The following is a 16388-nucleotide window of genomic DNA, read 5'->3' on the forward strand; positions in this document are numbered from 1 at the left end:
GCGCCCAGCACTTTCGGTAATTGCCGAAGTTGGAATGCTATAAGGGTTTTTTTTGATGAAATTTAGCTAACCAATATGATTTGCATTTTATTTAACGTTTTACAAAGCCGTACTTGCAACAACAAGTACGGCTTTTCCTTTGCCGGGTTTAAAAGGCCGTGTTTATACGGCCGTTTTAGGGTGATTTGTTTTAGATGGCCTGTTTTAGATGTTCAGGGTTTCACGCCAGCGCGCTTTGTACGTGTCTAGGCCAGTTAGCTTGGCTGGTACCACGGCGTCGTAATCGCCCTCGGCGATTACCGGCTTATCCCAACGCGTTAAGGCCCAACAACCGTGCACTGTGCCCGAGGCTTTGTTGGCGATAAACATGGATTCCTTTGGTCGCAATTGCGCCAGCACTTCGCACAGTAATCTATTTTTATGGCCTGTACTGCCAAAGTAGATATCACCCTGGGCCGCCAGTAGGTCTAATTCATAGTCGATCATCAACGCTGTATACAGGGTGGCGAGTGCTTTACCGCACTCCGCGCTTTGCGGAATTTCTCCGGTTCGGTTAGGCAGTGGTCCGCAGCCAGGCACAAAGCCAGGTAATACCATCTGTTGAGAATTGATTGCGGTTTGCAGGTCGTTAACATCCAATGGTTTGCTGATGTCTGTTTGTGTAACCTTGCAGATATGGTCGAATTCTCTTCCCCCCATAAATCGGGCGCAGGCTACTGGCTTGGCGGTTACAGCCACATTGGCCAGCATGTCTTGTTGCTCGTTAAGATTGTCCAGTTTTGCTTGGGTGGACAAGGTAATAATCCAAGTCCCCGAAGATACCGCTGTGAGCGCTCTATCGGCGCGGCCAAACAAGTGGCTGGCTAAGCTGGCGTTGGAATCGTGCACGCCAGGGAACACCAAGCAGTTGGCTGGCAAGCCCGTTAGCTGGCTGATTTCCTCAGTGACCGTGCCAAGAGGTTGATAATTGTCTACCAGTTTGGGGAACAACGCTTTTATTTCTAAGGCGTCCACCAGGCTGGAGTAGGAGTCTTGCTGTGGCTGCCACAGGTCTGTGTGACAGCCCAGCGAGGTGCGTTCTGTGGCGGCAATACTGGAGAGTTTCCACGCCCAATATTGCGGGTACATCAATATTGTAGAGGCCTGCTTGAACTGTTGCGGATAATTTGCCTTTAGCCACCACAGTTGCCGGCCTAAATTAAGCCCACTGGGCAGGTTGGGAGAGAGGGTGTGTTTAAAGCCGGGTCTTATTGCCAGGTATTCGTCAACGTTTTCGTTGAGTGCCTCGGCTTCGTAGTCGATCACCGGCAACGCCAGCTCGCGTTGGCTATCGATCAAGACCGCACACGCACCGTGGGTGCTGATGTTGATCGCATCAATGGTAAATTCCTTGGCGGCCAGCGTTAAACTCTGCAATAGCCATTGCCAAATATTCTCTACGTCTATATGCAAATAGGGCGGGTTATCGTTGCTGGTGTTTTCGTTGGCACGCGACCACAATTCGTTGCCGGATTCATCCAATACGTAGGCTTTTATATTGGTTTTACCGATATCGAAAATAAAACTGGCCATAGGACGCTGCTCGTTAATATTGAAAAGAAAATGACTGTGGGTGTTCGAACGTCTAGCGTTGCTAGGTTTGCGGTTTAAATCTGTGCCAGATTAAGCTGACACAGATTTGTTACAGGTTCTGTCGAAAACTAACCCGGTTGACGCGATCCTAAAGAGATATTGGCAATGGCAGCGCCGAAATAAACCAGTGTCGGCCATATCAAGGCCTGTTTGAACTGCTCCAGAGTCAGGCCACCGTTTAGGGTTGCTATGGACAAGCCGAAGCACGTTATCAGGCACAAAATGCACAAGCTGAACAGTGGCGTAGATAAGCTGTGTTTTTGGTGGTTGGTGTCTCCGCTCGCTACGCTGTCACTCAAAAACTGTTGCTCGGCCTGTTGCCTAGTTTCTTGCGCGGCGTTATCCGCTTGGGTTTCTTCCGGGTAAGCCGTTGCTGCTCCCACGCTGCGGGCTAATACGGTGTAACACACCATGGTGAATATCCAAGCCGGTACCAATAAGAAGAACAGGTGAACCCCAAGAACATTTAATATTGCTGAAAAGACTAAAGCCAGTATCCATGTCGCCAAGGCGGGCACGCTAATTTGGCGGTTACTGAATTTCACCCAATAGCGCGTTAAGCCAAATTTGGGGAATAAATAATGCTCTGTGAAAATGACCGCGCCTATTGGGGTAAGAATCAAGCCCATTAAACCGACGAAGTCGAGCAGTTTGGTAAACACAAAGGGGAAGCAAGCAATAATCGTTGTTACGATGCCGGTGACGAAGGTAACTTTTTTGCGAGACCAGCTAGGCTTAAGTGATTGGAACGCTAGGCCTGCTCGGTAAATGGTTGGGTTGGCGGTGGTCCAACCGGCGATAATTACCGCAATAATGCCGGCCAGCCCTAACGCTTGATAGGCAACAGCACCGGCGTCTAACGCGCTTACGGTAGTGGCGAGGATTGATGCAGCACCCGCGCCCATAATACCGGCGCAAACCCAAGCTAGGAAATGGCCGATGTACATGCCCAGGGCTGAAAAATAACCGTAGCTGGATTTTTTCGCAAAACGCAGAATAGTCATATCCGCCAAGCCGCCGTGCATGGCTAGGTTACAAATCCAAGCAAATGCGACCACATGCCAAAAGCCCATCTCACCCTGAGAATCACGCCAAATATGCGTATCAGCAATCAATTTAAAGTCGCTCCAGCTGGAGATGCTTTCTACGCCAGGTGTCTGCGCAACCAACGTAGGTAACAGAGCGATTCCGCCCACCAAAAACATCAATACCATCCAGGGCGCGCAAACCTCAGCGAATTTAGCCACCACACCAAAACCCTGGGTGGCTATAGCTGCTACTACAACGCCTACAATCAGGGCGATGGCCACAAAGCCAATTGAAGTAGGGTACCAGTGAACCTGGGGTGGTAAATCCAGCAGCTCTCTGAAGGCTGAGGCTGATACAGTGATCATTGCACCGGCCAACACGCAGAACATGATGCCATTCACAATGCTGTATAAGCGTACTGTGTTTATGCCGGTGATTTTCTCTAGGTAGGCGTAGAGAGTTAATCGCGTTTTTACCGCGATGGGCGCACATATTAGCCCCCAACTTAGAACCGCTAAAAGGTTGCCGAATATCAGCCCCCAGAGAATATCCGAAGTGCCTACACCCCAGGCTACAAAGGTAGCGCCGATAACAAATTCAGTGCCTGCTGCATGCTCGCCGGCGTAGCTGGCGGCAAAATGACGGGCTGGTTGGAGTTGATTGGGTTGGACCGGAGTACGGTCAAATTCTGTCGCGCTCATAATTATTCTGTTTGCTTGTTTTTATTAGGTAGCCGCAGGGCCGTGTCATTGTTGGGCTAGTCTACCATTGCTGTTTGGTAATGCAATAAAATGAAATAAAATGATTGAAAATGACTGTGGTGGGCGATAGCATAGCCACCAAGACTAGGGAAGGTGTCGTCAGAAAGGTAGAGCCGGGGCCCGGACCGTGCTTAACCAGGTAGTATTTCGGTTAGGCTCAAAGCTTTGCATGCACTGACATCTTTACCTTAATAAACACTAATAAATGTCGCCATTGAGCAACTCGTATCAGGAGAGGTTTCTATGCCTTACAAGCCAGATGATTACCGCCACGTAAATTACCTATGGGAAGACGATGTCGCTGACCAGCTAAGCCCGGTTGAAAACCTGGTTTATCGTTCTAATAAATTGGGCGAAGACCAGCGCATTACCAACACCGGTGGAGGTAATACATCGGCTAAAATCATGGAAGCCGACCCGCTAACGGGCGAATCCGTAGAGGTGTTGTGGGTGAAAGGCTCCGGCGGTGATTTGCGCACCTCTACCAAAGAGAACTTTTCTTCGCTCTATGAAGACAAGTTGAAAGCGTTAGACGACGTTTATCAAAATTACGAGGACAAAGGCTATAAGTCTGCCGGCGAAGATCGCATGGTGGGCATGTTTAAGCATTGTAACTTTTGTTTAAATCCTCGCGCCTCTTCCATCGATACGCCGCTGCATTCAATGATCGACGAGAAACACGTTGATCACCTGCATCCTAATGCGGTTATTTCCATTGCTTCTTGTAAAGATCAAGAGCGCCTAACGGAGCTGGTGTGGGGTGGCAAATTATTGTACGTACCTTGGATGCGCCCTGGTTGGGAAGCAGCGAAGGAGTGCGAAAATATTTACGCCGCCAACCCAGAAGCCTGGGGTATTTTATTGGGCCAGCACGGCCATACCAATTGGTCTTCTGAAAGCAAATCCTGTTACGAAACCTCGCTTTGGGTCATTGAAACCGCGGCGCGATTTATTGAAGAGCATGATAAAGGTGAAGTGACCTTTGGTGGCCAAAAATATCAAAGCCTTGCGGACGATAAACGTACCCAGCTACTGCGCGACTTCCTACCTGTAGCGCGCGGATTGGTTTCCAGTAAAGTGAAATTTATTGGCACCGTACAAACCGACGAGGCGACTCTGCGATTTGTGAATAGCGTTGATGCACCTCGCTTGGCAGAGTTGGGCACCTCTTGTCCGGATCACTTCCTGCGTACCAAAATTAAGCCGCTGTATGTGGATTTCGACCCTCAAAACGATTCCTACGAGCAGTTGGTAGAGAATTTTAAGGCCGGCCTAGAAAAATACCGCGCCGACTACGCAGCCTACTACGAGCAGTGCAGCAACGCCGATTCTCCTGCCATGCGCGACCCAAGCCCAACCGTAGTGTTGATCCCCGGCGTAGGCATGATTGCTTGGGGCAAAAACAAGAGCGAATCCCGTGTTACTGCGGAGTTTTATAACTGTGCCATCGAGGTGATGCGTGGTGCCGAGGCGGTGTCTGAATACACGGCGCTACCGGCCCAAGAAGCCTTCGATATCGAATATTGGGCTTTGGAAGAAGCCAAGTTGCAAAGAATGCCGCCGGAAAAAACTTTGGCACGGGATGTTGTGGTCGTGATTGGTGCCGGCGACGGTATCGGTAAAGCTACTGCCATGCGTGTGGCTAAAGAGGGCGCCCACGTGGTGTGTGCCGACATCGGTTTGGAAAAAGCCGAGCAAACCGCCAAGGAACTTACCGATATTTACGGCCAGGGCATAGGGGTATCTGGTAGTGGTATTTCGGCTTGTGGTCCGGCCATTGCCGCGCAAGTGGACATTACCAATCGCCAGTCGGTCCAGGACATGTTTACTCAGGTGATTCTTGCCTACGGTGGTATCGACAAAGTGATTGTTACTGCGGGTGTGTTTATTGCCGAGGGTGACGATTTTGATCGCAACGATAAGATTTTTGAAAAGAGTTTCGATGTCAACGTCAAGGGCGGTTACGTGGTTGGTAGCGAAGCCCAAACCATTTGGCAAAAGCAGAACCTACCCGGTGCTATGGTGTTGACTACCAGTGTTAACGCGGCGGTTTCTAAAAAAGGCTCTTTAGCCTACGACACCAGTAAATCGGCAGCTAATCATTTGGTGCGTGAACTGGCCGTGACTTTGTCGCCACTGGTTAATGTCAATGGTTTGGCTCCAGCAACGGTAGTGCAGGGCAGCAGCATGTTCCCACGCGATCGGGTTATTTCCTCTTTGAGCAAATACGATTTGCCATTTGATGAGAGTGAATCAACCGAGGCGTTGCGTGATAAATTGGCAAGCTTCTATGCTCAACGTACATTGACTAAGCAACCCATTACACCCGACGACCAAGCTGAAGCAGCCTATCTGCTGGTATCCGGTCAGCTGTCCAAAACCACCGGCCAAGTGATCAGTGTGGATGGCGGTTTGCACGAAGCGTTCTTGCGGTAATTAATTTAGGCTACAAACAAGAGACACGACTATGAAAACACTAATAAATGAATCGCTAGTAGCTGAACAGAATCAATCTTTGATGCCTGCGCTACAGGAAGATTACGATCACCTAGGCGCAAAGTTACAGCGCAGCGGTATTGATATCGAAGCCGTCACTCAACAAGCCGCTAAGTTTCAGGTTGCCGTGCCCAGCTGGGGCACTGGCACCGGTGGTACTCGCTTTGCTCGCTTCCCGGGTATTGGTGAGCCGCGCAATATTTTTGAAAAACTGGAAGATTGCTCAGTCATCAACCAAATGGTGCGCTGTACCGAAAAAGTCTCACCCCATTTCCCTTGGGATAAAGTCTCTGACTTTACCGAGCTCAAAGGTTTTGCCGATGACCTAGGCCTGGGTTTTGATGCTGTTAATTCAAATACATTTCAGGATCAGCCGGGGCAGGAGCACTCCTATAAGTACGGCAGTTTAACCAATACTTGCCCGCAAACCCGCGAGCAGGCCGTAGCGCACAATATTGAGTGTATCGAGTGGGGTAAAACCCTGGGTTCCACCGCACTCACTGTATGGATTGGTGATGGCTCTAACTTTGCTGGACAATCGCATTTTCAGCGTCAGCTAGAGCGCTACCTAGACAGCGCCAAGGAGGTCTATAACGCGCTGCCCGATGACTGGAGCATGTTTATTGAGCACAAAATGTTTGAGCCGGCGTTTTACTCTACTGTGATCCAAGACTGGGGCACTAACGTGTTGTGCGCCATGGAGTTGGGTGAAAAAGCTAAGTCCTTAGTGGACCTTGGCCATCACGCGCCCAACGTGAACATTGAAATGATTGTGTCGCGCTTAATCCAGTTCCAAAAATTGGCTGGCTTCCACTTTAACGACAGTAAATACGGCGATGATGATCTGGACAGCGGCTCTCTGCATCCATTCCAGCAATTCTTAATTTTTAACGAATTGGTGGATGCCGAGCATCGTAACCAGCCAGGCTTCAATCCAGCTTATATGTTGGATCAGTCTCACAATGTTACCGACCCCATCGAAAGCCTGATGAACTCTGCCGAAGAGGTGCAGCGCTCCTACGTTAAAGCACTGCTGGTAGACCGCGATGCATTGTACGGCTTCCAAGACAGTAATGACGCGATTATGGCGGCAAATACGCTTAAAGCGGCGTTTAACTTGGATGTGGCGCCCATTTTAGCCATGGCCCGTGTGCGTAATGGCGGCGCTATTGCACCGATTGCCACCTATCGTGAAAGCGGCTACCGCGCTGCGGCTGGCGAGAAGCGACCGTCTTCTGGCCACAGTGGTTCTGGTATTGTTTAAAGCGAAAAAATAAGGGTAGCCATAGCTACCCTTATTAACGTTTATTGATTTGTTTGTGTTGTTGATTGACTTTATTTCAAAGGGATTTGAATCTTTTTAATCATCGCTTTTCTATTCTTCGCCAGATTTAATCTTCGCAGTATTCCACGACGTGAACGGTGATGTCAGCTTGCTCAAACATCGTCACAAAGGCATCTTCCACTCTAGAATCCGTAATTAAAACGTCTATTTTTTCCAGCGGCGCCACAATCAAATTACTGGTTTTTCCCATCTTAGAGCTGTCTGCAAGTATCACTAGTTCGTCGGCCTGCTTATGCAGCTTTTGCTCGGATCGAATCAACAACGGATCCGATTCCATTACCCCGTATTCGCCAATTCCCGGTGTGCCCATAAACATCTTGCTACCGTGGTAGTACTGTACGATGTCGTTATCGAAGGAGCTGAGCACGATACCTTGCTTGCGGTAGATTTCCCCGCCGGGCAGCGTCACCCGGTTTTCGCTGTTGGCGACCAGGTCTTCTGCAAGGTAGAAAGAGTTGGTGAGAATGTTCATATGGCGGCTGGTAAGAAACTCTCCCATCATGTAGGTGGAGCTGCCACCATTGATGATAATTGAGTCGCCGTCGTTGCACAGCTCCACCGCTTTTTTAGCGATTAAACGCTTGGTGGCTTTGTGTTTTTCTTTATCGAGGAGGAATTGCGAGCTATTCAACTTGGGTGCTGAGGCACTGGCTTGGGTAGTCATTGCTTCGGCACCGCCATGAATTTTGCGCAGTTTATTATCTTTGGCAAGTTTTATTAGATCTCGGCGAATGGTTGCTTCCGAGCTTTCGAGCTGCTCGGTAAGGGCGGAAACGCTGATGAAATGATGCTGTGCAAGCAGATCTAAAATAACTTGGTGTCGCTGTTTCTCAAGCACGCTGTAATCCAAACTGACTGAATAAAAAGGTGAACGCATCATTATGCTCGATTTTGATGCGTTTCACCACTAGGCCGCCAGTGCTTATTGCTTATGCTTAGCTATCCAACCTTGCCAGCGTTGGGTGTTGATATCCTCCAGGTTACGGCTAACTTCACCTAGAGGGCCGGCGAGTTCTGGGAAGTCGGTTGCGGCTTGCGCTAGCGTTTTGCCGGCGATGGACATGTATTTGAAGTCTCGGGCCAGCAAGCTCGGCGCACTTTCTTTGAGTAACGCTTGTACCTCTTGTGCGGCCAACAGAGCTTGCATCGGCGTTGCTTCGTCCAATACTGCAAGATTTGACGCCTGGCGGGATAGATCGTGGCTCTCATAGCTAAAGCGATAGCTACCGGATCCAATGGTCAATACCAGGTCTTCTCCTAGGGTCTTGGTGCTGATAACGCCTTCAGCATCTTTGATGGCCTTACCCGATTCACTGGCTTGCACGTTGGCGGCGTTCGGCAGAACCACCTCGGCAGAGGTATTGGCTGGAACCGTCACCGCCAGCGTAAATTCATCACCATCAAAATGCCATTGGGAAGCCAGTGGGCCGTAGGGAGTTTGCAGTGAAGCTTGCGCTCTGTGCAAGCCGCCGCCAGGCTTGGGTGCAATGCGAGCTTGTTTGTAGGCCGGTTGATTGCGATCCAGGCCCGCAACCTCGTTTACCATCCAGCGGCCCACGGCGCCATAGGCGTAGTGATTAAAACTGGTCATTTCCGGGTTTTGGAAGGTGCCATCGGGGAGAATGGCGTCCCAGTGTTCCCAAATGGTGGTGGCGCCGAAGGTCACCGGATACAACCAAGAGGGGTAGGTGGTTTGCGTTAGTAAGGCGTAGGCGCGATCGTAATAGCCTTCGGATGAAAGGCTTGCCAACAAGTCCGGTGTGCCTAAAAAGCCGGTGGTTAAGTGATCACCGTGCTGCTGGACTTGCTGATCCAGCCGTTTGGCGATGGCCTCACGCTTACTTTCAGGCACTAGGTCGAAGGCAAGCGCTAGCACATAGGCGGTTTGTGTTTCATAGACGACGCGGCCATCGGCGGTGAAGAACTCTTTGTAAAAGGCGTTTTTTACAGTGTTAAACAATTTGCTGTAGGTTTTGGCTTCGCGTTTTTTGCCCAACACTTCGGCGGCCTGGGCCACCAAGTTAGCCGAGTGCGCATAGTAGGCCGTAGCGATCAAATCTACGCCGGTAATGGCTTTGTAGGTTGTGGCTGTCATTGGATTGGTTACCGGAGCGAGCCAATCGCCGAATTGAAATACAGGTCGCCAAATCAAATCTTCCTGAGCTTGGCTGCCCATATAGTCCACCCAGGCTTTCATGCTGTCGAACTGGTTAGCCAGGATTTTAGTGTCGCCATAGGCTTGGTACATTTCCCAGGGAATTACCGTAGCGGCATCACCCCAGCCGGCGGTGCCGCTGTCTTGGTCGCCCAGCACATTGGGAATAACAAATGGCACGCTGCCATTGTCCAATTGGTCTGTGGCCAAGTCGTCCAACCATTTGGCAAAAAAGCCGGATACGTTCATATTGAGTGCGGCAGTCGCGGCAAATACTTGGGCATCTCCGGTCCAGCCTAGGCGTTCATCGCGCTGCGGGCAGTCGGTGGGCACGTCTAAAAAGTTGCCTTTTTGGCCCCAAATGATATTGCTGTATAACTGGTTAAGAAGGTCGTCCGAGCTCTGCCAGTGGCCGGTTCGGTCCATGTCGGAATGCACAACAATGGCTGTTATGTTGTCTTCGTTGAGTTCGCCAGGATAATTATTGATGGCGACGTAGCGAAAACCGTGGAAGGTGAACTTGGGCGTAAACGACTCTTCACCGGCGCCGGCCAAAATAAACTGGTCCGTTTGCTTAGCCGCGCGAAGGTTATCGGTGTAGATATTACCCTCTGGGCCCAGTACTTCGGCGTAGCGCAGAGTAACAGTATGGCCGGCCTCGCCTTTAGCTTGTAATCGTAGGACTCCCACTAAATTTTGGCCAAAATCCACGATTGTGGAACCGTCTGGCGCTTTGCTGATTTTTTTCGGATTTAGCTCTTGTTGCGCTCGTACGCCAGGTGATTGCGGTGCAATTAATTCTACGCTTTTCACCGGTTTAATTTGCGCATTTTGCCAAGCGCTGTCGTCAAAATTGGCGGCACTCCAGTCCTTGTTGCTCAGCCGGGCATCGTAGGTTTCACCGTTGTAAATATCAGAACCTCGGATGGGGCCTGAATTGCTGGTTAGCCAGGTTTCATCGGTGCCCAATTCAACTTTGCTGCCGTCGCCGTAGGTTACGATAAGCTTGGCTTTTAAAGCCGTTTCGTCGCCGTAGATATTGCGCTGGCCAGACCAACCCAGGTAGCCGCGATACCAGCCGTCTGCCAGTTGCGCGGCTACGGTGTTGGTACCTTCGGCGAGAAAACCTGCAACGTCGTAGGTTTGGTATTGAATTTGATGGTTGTAGCTGGTCCAGCCGGGTGTAAAGAGTTGGTCAGTAATGGCTTGGCCGTTGATTTCTACTTCGTAAAGGCCCTGGGCGGTAACGTACAAACGGGCAGACTCTATTTCATCTTTTAGGGTGAGTTTGCCCCTGAACAAGCTCGCCGGCCGATTTTCAGACTCTTCAGCCGCGTTGGTGGATTTTATCCACTGAGCTGGTTGCCAGTCGCTCTGTGCTAACAGGCCCATTTCCCAGTAGGAAGGGGAGCTCCAATCTGATGCGTCTCCGTTTTTATCCCAGAGTTTTACTCGCCAGTAGACGCGCTCGCCAGAACCCAGCTTTGGGCCGGTATAGTCGATAAATAGCGAATCGGAAGAGCTGACTTTACCGGTATCCCAGATGGATTTGTTAGCCGATAAATCAGCCTCAGAATAGGCTGCAGTGATTTGATAGGCGCTTTGTAGGCTATCGCGCACCTCAGACTCGCTCTGCCAGCTTAAGCGTGGCGTAGCGGCTTCAATACCAATAGGGGTTGTTGCGTACTCTACGGTGAGGTTTGTGGGAGTTAGTGTATCTGCGAGTGTGAAACCTGAGGCTGCGACAAGCACGGCAGCAGGGGCTGTTCTAGCTAGCATGGGCTTACCCTGTAATTATATTGTGATTGATAATGATCGTTTAGTTTATTGTGGAATCAAAATATTGCAATAACAATCATCAGCGGTTAGCATGTTTTCTTCAGGTTAAGGTTGTTGGCTTGGATTTATTGGTCAGTAACGCTTTATTTAGTTGGTTGTTCTTTTTGTGTTGAAAATTTCTGCCGGCTATACAAAGTTGGTACATGGGTGTTAACAGTATTGAGCTTTTCAATGCAGAACTTAGGCCTCATCTGTAAGGAACACTTACCAGAAAAATTCAGCTTAATTTAACTTTGAGCGGCTAGTCTGACGAGACCATTAGAATAAATTACGTCAGCCTTATGAAAATATTCCTACCTTCAATTGTTCAAAGACTACTCGTTTGCCTTTTTACTGTTTGCTCCCTGAGCGGTGTTTTAATTTCCTGCGGTATCCTCAGCCAGTCGAGTGAGCAAACCAGCACTCGAGAAGTGCTGCGGGAAGGTTTTCGGTCGCCTCCCAACGAATCTAAGCCGCTGGTGTGGTGGCATCGGATGAATGGCAACATCACATAGGAGGGTATCACCAAAGATCTGCCTGGATGAACCGAATTGGTATTGGTGGGCTACAAAATTTTGATGCCGCTTTGCTAACGCTACAAATTGTTGAACAGCGGTTGGTTAATATGTCGACGTTATCGCGCAGCGCTTTTAAATTTTCTGTGCCACAAGCATCATATTTTAATCTAGGGCTTGACATTGCCGCCTCGCTTGGTTGGAGTGAGACTGACGGTCTCTGTATTCCGATACAAGATGCTATTAAGAAGCTGATGGGGAGCGAAGTATCTATAACTGCCTGTGAATCAAAGGCAGTTTTGTTGCCAACCTCAGAGGAAAACCATCGGCGCGTCCAAATCCCGATCGGTAGAAAAACAGCATTATCTCGGTAGCGAACAGGTTGGTGCAATTAGCTTAATTAGTAATCAAACGGCCAAGCTTCAACATCGGTTGACTTAAGCTTTGAAGGGCACGAATCGGACTTTGTGGTTTTATCTAACACAGCGCAGGACGAGTCGGTTACTCTTAACAAAAATGAGGAGTTCCCGTTACTCGAGCTAAACGGCGATTGGTCTATGGATTTCAAATCAATTCGTGGCGCGCCGGCGTCGGTGGCCAGTACTGAGCTGGAATCTTTTACCGAGTACTCAGGTGATGGTATTCGGTATTTTTCCGGGGTTGCTACCTATAGGAAACAGTTCGAGTTGGAGGTGCTACCAAAATCTGACCGCGTTGTGTTGGATTTAGGTAAGGTAGCTGATATCGCCGAGGTATTAATTAATTGCGAGCCCGTTGGCATTGTTTGGAAAGCGCCCTGCGAGTTAGATGTAGGCGCCTATCTGCGCCAAGGCGCTAACTAAATAGAAGTTCGCGTAGCCAATCTTTGGGTTAACAGGCTTATACGCGATCTACAGCCAAACGCCGAGAAAATTACCTACACAACGATTAAAACCTACCGTCCAGACGCACCGTTAATAACATCGGGTTTACTAGGGCCGGTTATTTTAAAAAACCAATAACAATAAATGAGAGGAAGGCAGATGTTTGTGAATGGAACAAAGGTTGTTCGTAAATGCGTATCAATGGTGGCGGTATCTTCAGCCTTGGTGTGGAGTCTCGGTGCCGGTGCTGAGAAAATTTATAAGCAAGACCCAATGGATTACGTTGCTCCGGATTACCGCCCAGCGTTGGAAAAGCGCAAGGGCAGCTTCGGCGCTATGGAATTCAGCGCAGAAACCTTACCCAAAATACGCGAGGGCACAAAGTCCTGGGAAACGCCATTTTTGGATGCGCCCAAGGCAGAGGCCAAAACCTTACCGGGGTTGACCGGGCAACCCGATGTGAATGTCTATGTTATCAACGCAGACGCTGATGCTTCCGCACCGCGGCCGGCGATCATTCACACCCACGGCGGGGGTTATATTTTGGGTACCGCAAAGGCGTCTGTACCGTCTATGCAGGCCATCGCCGAGAAGCACAATTGCGTGGTGGTGACCGTGGATTATCGCCTAGCCCCAGAGACGGCGTTTCCCGGATCACTGTACGATAACTATGCCGCGCTAAAATGGGTGAATGACAACGCTCAGCAGTTGGGTGTGGATAGAGATCGCCTAGTGGTGATGGGAGACAGTGCCGGTGGTGGCCATGCCGCTATGTTGGCGCTGGAGGCGCGTAAACGAGGTGAAATTTCATTAAAAGCGCAGGTACTGATTTACCCAATGCTGGATGACCGAACCGGCTCCACCGCGCCGCAGCCAGATTGGATGGGTTATTTGTCCTGGTCTGCCAGCGCCAATCGGTTTGGTTGGAGCTCGCTGTTGGGTGTTCCCGCCGGCTCCGATAAGGTGCCGGAGGGCGCGGTGCCTGCACGTGTGGAAAACCTTGCCGGCTTGCCAGAAACGTTTATTGGCGTCGGCTCCATTGATTTATTCGTCGACGAGGACATTGAATATGCGCGCCGTCTAATAAGGGCGGGCGTGTCCACGGAGTTATTTGTGTTGCCTGGGGGTTATCATGGTTTCCAAACAGATGTACCTGATGCACCGGACTCCAAGCGTTTCCACGCGGCGGTTGACCGCGCCTTAGAACGTGCCTTCACGCAATAGTCTAATCCTGTTTTATTTCCAATCCCCTAGAGCTTCGGTAAGCCCTAGGGGACACGCCAAGCTCTTGCTTAAAAACCGAATTAAACCGGCTTAAGGACGAAAACCCTGAATGTGCGGCAATATCCAAAATTCGTTCGTTAGTAGCCAGTAATAAATGTTGGGCATGGGCAACACGTAAATGGGTTAAATATTGCGTAATGGTAATGCCCAAGCTTTGTTTGAACAGGCTCATGGCGTAGTTAGCGTGGAGATTAACGGCGCCACCAATGGCCGAGGCCGTAAGTGGCTCGGTGTAGTTTTGGTTCAAAAAAGTTAATAGTTTTTCAATTTTATCCGGGTTTTGGCCAGCAGACAGGGCGTTGCTGTTGGCGTAGGCTTGGGGTTCCACTCTCAGCAAGCGGGCCTGCATTTCTAATAACACGGCGCGGCTAATATCTTCGCGGTTGTGCGATAAATCCACCATCCATGATTTAAATCGCGCCAGGTCGATTGCCGACGAGCCCGCTGTATCCTGGATAACTTGGCCGCCCAGTAAAGCGTTACTCAGGGTTACCGGTAGGTCCCAGGCGAGGAACAACGGCAAAGGGATGGTGGCCACATAATACTCGGTAGTGTCGCTGTGAGCGGTGATGCGGTGGGGTGTGGTGGCCCAAAAAATGGCCAAGCTGCCTTCGAGTAACGTTACTTGTCGGTGATGAAACTGGTAGGTGACTTCACCATCGGCTAAGTAATTAAGCTCTACTTCGTTATGCCGGTCGTATTGTGTCATAACGCTGGGTTGCCACTGCACACAACTTAAGCCATAGGGCGTTAAAGGCTCTCGCGATGGGTCAAAATAATCAACTTTCTTAGAATTCGATAAGTTTTTCTGCATAGCCCGTAAGATCGTTGGCATAAAATAGCGCTATATTATGCGCCGTAGCGATGAAATACTAATAACCTATGGTTAGAGCATCTAACGATACAATAAGTTTGCTCTAGCCTGCCAATACGGCAAACTTCAATAACAAAGGTACCAAGCCTGTGAGAATCCCTGCTTGCATCACACTGCTAACGGTTGCGCTAAGCTACGCCTCTGAGGGCCTAGCGGAGCAAGTTTCAGAGTCGAAATCCCGCGTCGTTGTGCTTACCGACATGGGCAATGAGCCCGATGATCAAATGTCGTTCACCCGACTGCTGATGTACACCAACGAGATCGACTTGGAGGCAGTGGTGGCCACCACGTCGACTTGGCTGAAGGATAAAACCAACCCACAAACCATCCATAAGTTGATTGATGCCTACGGCCAGACGCGGCCCAATTTGCTGCTGCACGCGCAAGGTTGGCCCACGGCTGACGCTTTACACAGTGCGGTTCACAGTGGGCATACCGGCTACGGTATGGATGGCATAGCCGACAAGCCGCTGTCTGATGGCGCCAGGTCTTTGATCGCCGCGGCGGATATGCCAGATCAAAGGCCCTTGTGGGTAAGCGTTTGGGGCGGTGCTAATACATTGGCCGAAGCCCTGCAGCAGGTTAAGAAAACGCGGTCTGCGCAGCAGCTAAGTGACTTCATTAGCAAGCTGAGGGTGTACTCGATCTCCGATCAAGATGACGCTGGCCCTTGGATCCGTGAACATTTTCCCAACCTGTTTTACGTGGTAAAGCCGTCGTCACCGGACGGTGAAGAGTATCGTTCTGCCACTTGGACCGGTATTGGCGGCGACGAATTCTACCGCAACGGAAAAGGTGCGGATTTCACTACCGTTTCCAACGAGTGGTTGGAGAAAAACATTCGGGCTTATGGGCCGTTGGGTGCGCTTTACCCGGAATACGATTTTATTATGGAGGGCGATACGCCGGCCTTTTTGGGTTTGATTCGCAACGGATTAAATAGTCACGAGAGCCCTAGCTGGGGCGGCTGGAGCGGGCGTTACGTCTATCGCCAACCCTACGGAGAGACACGACCAATTTGGACCCAGGGCGGCGACGCCTTTTTTAGAATGACCTCACAGGATGCCGTGGTTGGCATGGACGGCGATACCTATGTCTCTGACCACGCCACCATTTGGCGCTGGCGAGAGCACTTTCAGCACGATTTTTCCGCCCGCATACAATGGACGGTGAAAGACTATGCCTCGGCCAATCATCATCCAACGTTGGTTGTGAATGGCGATAGCAGTAAAGACACAATTTTTATAAAGGCAAACGCCGGCGACACCATCGAGCTGGACGCCAGCGGCAGCCAAGATCCTGATGGCGACAAACTGCGCTACCAGTGGTTTGCCTATCCTGAAGCCGGCGCAGGCGTCGATGTGCTGCTAAGCGATGTGCAGGTGAAACCCTCCAATAAGGCGAAAACTAAAGTGACGATTAACACCGTTTGCCGAGATGGTTGGTTCCACTACGACAGAAAGTGCGAGCAGGGCACTGCCCATGTCATCCTGGCGGTAACCGATAACGGTAAGCCGGCGTTAACGTCCTACCGCAGAGTGGTGTTCGAGACCACACCTGGGGAGTAGCTGCTCAACAATTCAACAGTGTGAGTGTGGAATAAACGGGCAATCCCT

General features: G+C 50.3%; 11 protein-coding genes. 6 read left to right on the forward strand and 5 right to left on the reverse strand.

The features are described 5' to 3' along the window. Nucleotides 1-204 precede the first annotated feature (204 nt). Nucleotides 205-1572, reverse strand: coding sequence for an FGGY family carbohydrate kinase (locus ACGHM3_RS12030; RefSeq protein ID WP_345428317.1), 1368 nt, complete (start codon nt 1570-1572; stop codon nt 205-207). A 128-nt stretch (nt 1573-1700) separates the two neighbouring features. Beyond that, a complete protein-coding gene (locus tag ACGHM3_RS12035) occupies nt 1701-3362 on the reverse strand; it encodes a nucleoside transporter (RefSeq protein ID WP_345428319.1) in 1662 nt (553 codons plus the stop codon). A 303-nt stretch (nt 3363-3665) separates the two neighbouring features. Between ACGHM3_RS12035 and ACGHM3_RS12040 the strand changes: the two genes are divergently transcribed. Further along, nucleotides 3666-5858, forward strand: coding sequence for a bifunctional rhamnulose-1-phosphate aldolase/short-chain dehydrogenase (locus tag ACGHM3_RS12040; RefSeq protein WP_345428322.1), 2193 nt, complete (start codon nt 3666-3668; stop codon nt 5856-5858). Nucleotides 5859-5889: 31 nt separating this feature from the next. Then, entirely contained in the window at nt 5890-7182 is a 1293-nt protein-coding gene (gene rhaI, locus ACGHM3_RS12045) for an L-rhamnose catabolism isomerase (RefSeq protein WP_345428324.1), read from the forward strand. A gap of 127 nt (nt 7183-7309) precedes the next feature. Here the strand turns inward: rhaI and ACGHM3_RS12050 are convergent, their stop codons facing one another. Together ACGHM3_RS12050 and ACGHM3_RS12055 are read right to left on the reverse strand one after the other, a co-directional pair. Further along, nucleotides 7310-8143: a DeoR/GlpR family DNA-binding transcription regulator gene (locus ACGHM3_RS12050; protein WP_345428326.1), complete on the reverse strand. Its 834-nt coding sequence runs from the start codon at nt 8141-8143 to the stop codon at nt 7310-7312. 42 nt (nt 8144-8185) lie between these two features. Then, nucleotides 8186-11197 (reverse strand): glycoside hydrolase family 78 protein, encoded by a 3012-nt coding sequence (locus ACGHM3_RS12055; protein WP_345428328.1) that lies wholly within the window; start codon nt 11195-11197, stop codon nt 8186-8188. Nucleotides 11198-11777: 580 nt separating this feature from the next. On the opposite strand from ACGHM3_RS12055, the gene ACGHM3_RS12060 reads away from it, so the two are divergent. The 3 genes from ACGHM3_RS12060 (at nt 11778) to ACGHM3_RS12070 (ending at nt 13838) form a co-directional block, all read left to right on the forward strand. Continuing rightward, nucleotides 11778-12125 (forward strand): glycosyl hydrolase, encoded by a 348-nt coding sequence (locus ACGHM3_RS12060; protein WP_345428331.1) that lies wholly within the window; start codon nt 11778-11780, stop codon nt 12123-12125. A gap of 93 nt (nt 12126-12218) precedes the next feature. Beyond that, nucleotides 12219-12593 (forward strand): glycosylhydrolase-like jelly roll fold domain-containing protein, encoded by a 375-nt coding sequence (locus ACGHM3_RS12065; RefSeq protein WP_345428333.1) that lies wholly within the window; start codon nt 12219-12221, stop codon nt 12591-12593. Nucleotides 12594-12779: 186 nt separating this feature from the next. After that, complete coding sequence (locus ACGHM3_RS12070) at nt 12780-13838, forward strand: alpha/beta hydrolase (RefSeq protein ID WP_345428335.1); 1059 nt, start codon at nt 12780-12782, stop codon at nt 13836-13838. A 1-nt stretch (nt 13839) separates the two neighbouring features. Here ACGHM3_RS12070 and ACGHM3_RS12075 read toward each other — a convergent pair whose 3' ends face one another. After that, nucleotides 13840-14733: a helix-turn-helix domain-containing protein gene (locus ACGHM3_RS12075; protein WP_345428338.1), complete on the reverse strand. Its 894-nt coding sequence runs from the start codon at nt 14731-14733 to the stop codon at nt 13840-13842. Between the two features lie 128 nt (nt 14734-14861). Here ACGHM3_RS12075 and ACGHM3_RS12080 point away from each other — a divergent pair, with 128 nt between their 5' ends. Then, complete coding sequence (locus ACGHM3_RS12080; RefSeq protein WP_345428340.1) at nt 14862-16340, forward strand: nucleoside hydrolase-like domain-containing protein; 1479 nt, start codon at nt 14862-14864, stop codon at nt 16338-16340. Nucleotides 16341-16388: the final 48 nt, after the last annotated feature.

It is taken from the genome of Halioxenophilus aromaticivorans, from assembly GCF_042850945.1.
GTDB classification, from domain to species: domain Bacteria; phylum Pseudomonadota; class Gammaproteobacteria; order Pseudomonadales; family Cellvibrionaceae; genus Halioxenophilus; species Halioxenophilus aromaticivorans.